Genomic DNA, 2,123 nt, shown 5'->3' on the forward strand with positions numbered 1-2,123 from the left:
CCTGTCACCAGGCGGGCATCCTGCACCTGGACATCAAGCCCGCCAACGTGCTGGTCACCAAAGACGGTGGCGTCAAGATCGTCGACTTCGGCATCGCGCGCGCGGCCTCCGATGCCACCGCCACCATCGCCGGCACACCCCATTACATGCCACCCGAGCAGTACGAGGGTCGAGTCGACGAACGCAGCGACATCTACTCCGTCGGGTGCCTGCTGTTCGAGTGCCTCACCGGCAGCCCTCCGTTCGAGGGCACGATGGCGTCGCAGCTGCTGGCCCACCGCGACGCACCCAGGCCCGACCCGCGGGTGCTCGCGCCGAAGGTCAGCCCGGGTCTGGCTGCGGTGGTGATGCGGGCGATGGCGATCGATCCGGATCGGCGCTACGCCAGCGTGCACGACATGCTGGCGGCGATGACAGCCGTGGACGGCGGGGTCGTCGAGCCGTACGCATCCCCACCGATGCTGACCCAGCCGGTCCCCAAGGTCGTCGCTGCGCCCGGCAGCCCAGTCGTGACCAGGGGGACGAGGTTTCGCACCTACGGTCTCGGACTCCTCGTCAGTGCCTTCGTCGTTGCGCTGCTGCCGGGGCTGGTGTGGACGAGCGCGGCCTTTGCGCCTGCCGACTACCGCCCCGACGTGATGAGCTCGGCGTATACCGGGACGTGGTGGATGCTCGCGGTGACGATCGCCACGGCGTTCCTGCTCCTGCGTCGTCACGCGTTCTTCGCGCTGATCGGCGGACCGTCCATGGGCTCGCCGCTGCCCGACCGGCTGATGGGCAAGCAGGTCGCTGCTGGTGTGCGGATGGCGGCCGGTGCAGCACTGCGTGGCGCGCTGCCGATGCTGTTCCCGTGGTACGTCGTGCTGGTTGCGGCGACGTCGGAGGCGGCCGGGGTCTCGATGCCCGATGAGCTGTTCTCGGCGTGGGGGGTTGCGTGGCTGCTGATGCCGTTGGCCGCCATCACCCTTGCTCTGCGGACACTGACACGGCTGCGGCCTCGACCGGGAGCGATGATCAAGTCGACGATCTACCTTGCCGGCGCCGCCCTCGCCGCCCTGCTGTTCTTCGTCTACCCGCTCGCGCTGGACTGACCATCCTCACGACCGAGGTCTGTCGTGGGCGGGCGCGCGAGGCTGGGACTACGGCCGGAGGTCGTCGAGCAGCGCGGGGTTGGCGCGGCGCAGGATGTGTTCGACGTCCCCGCGTGGGACAGCCGCCCAGAGCAGTCGTCGGGCATCGGCGTACTTCGTGCCTGCGGGTTTGCCTGTCTGCTGCTCCAGCGCCGCGACGCGGTCGGGCAGTGAGTTGTGAGCGTTGTCGGAGATCTTGACCAAGGTGGCGTCGCGCGAGGTGCAGGTCTTTGCGATGCCCTCCTGATAGGTCAGGTGCGGGTGCAGGTTCCGTGACACCAGCTCAACCGCGGACAGAGATCGCTCGGGCACGCCGGCCGCACGCAGATCGTCGAGCGTCATGGCGCTGTCCTCGACGACGTCGTGCAGCATGCCGGCCACCTGCACCTCGAGGTCGAAGTCGGCCAGCCCGGCGGCCACCGCCTCGACGTGCAGCAGGTAGGGCTGCCCGAGCTTGTCGGACTGGCCGCTGTGAGCCCGTTGGGCGATGGCCCGCGCATCCTCGAGCGTGAACGTCATGATGCGCTCCTGACTTCGGCGGCGGCGCTCCACAGCGGGCCGTGCCCCCGTAAGTCTGGCAGAGCGAGCCGTAGATCGGCTTTTGCCGTGTCGGCGGGGACGCCGAGCAGCCGCGAGTACGCCAGGGCGACCGACGGCGTGCGCTGCTGCGCCGCCACGCAGTGGACGAACACGGTCTTGCCCTCGTCACGCAATTCCTTGATGACCGCGGCGGCGTCGGCGAGCACGAAGCCGAGGTGCGGGTTGTCCGCGGGGTGGGGGGAGTCGACAAGCCGCACCTCGATGTGGTCTCCTGCCGCGATATCGGCGTAGTCGTCGGTGCCGACCCGGCACAGCGACACCACGGCGTCGCAACTGTGGGCGGGGGAGCGGCACGTGCCGAGCCGCACGCCGCCATCGTGCGGGTGGGCAGCAAGGGTCGAGGGCGCAGTGACATAGTCCGGTTCCGACATGTGCGGCGCAGTCGGCCAACCC

At 69.5% G+C, this 2,123-nt stretch carries 3 protein-coding genes; 1 reads left to right on the top strand and 2 read right to left on the bottom strand.

What is annotated here, in order from left to right:
• The coding region (locus H7290_RS02615) for a serine/threonine-protein kinase (RefSeq protein WP_290512459.1) at positions 1-1,091 on the top strand (1,091 nt) is incomplete at its 5' end.
• 48 nt (positions 1,092-1,139) lie between these two features.
• Here the strand turns inward: H7290_RS02615 and H7290_RS02620 are convergent.
• Positions 1,140-1,649 (bottom strand): HD domain-containing protein, encoded by a 510-nt coding sequence (locus H7290_RS02620; protein WP_290512460.1) that lies wholly within the window; start codon positions 1,647-1,649, stop codon positions 1,140-1,142.
• On the bottom strand, positions 1,646-2,123 hold a 478-nt coding region (locus H7290_RS02625; RefSeq protein WP_290512461.1), incomplete at its 5' end, for a hypothetical protein. The genes H7290_RS02625 and H7290_RS02620, both read right to left, overlap by 4 nt.

Source organism: Aeromicrobium sp. (assembly GCF_014378035.1).
Classification (GTDB): domain Bacteria; phylum Actinomycetota; class Actinomycetes; order Propionibacteriales; family Nocardioidaceae; genus Aeromicrobium.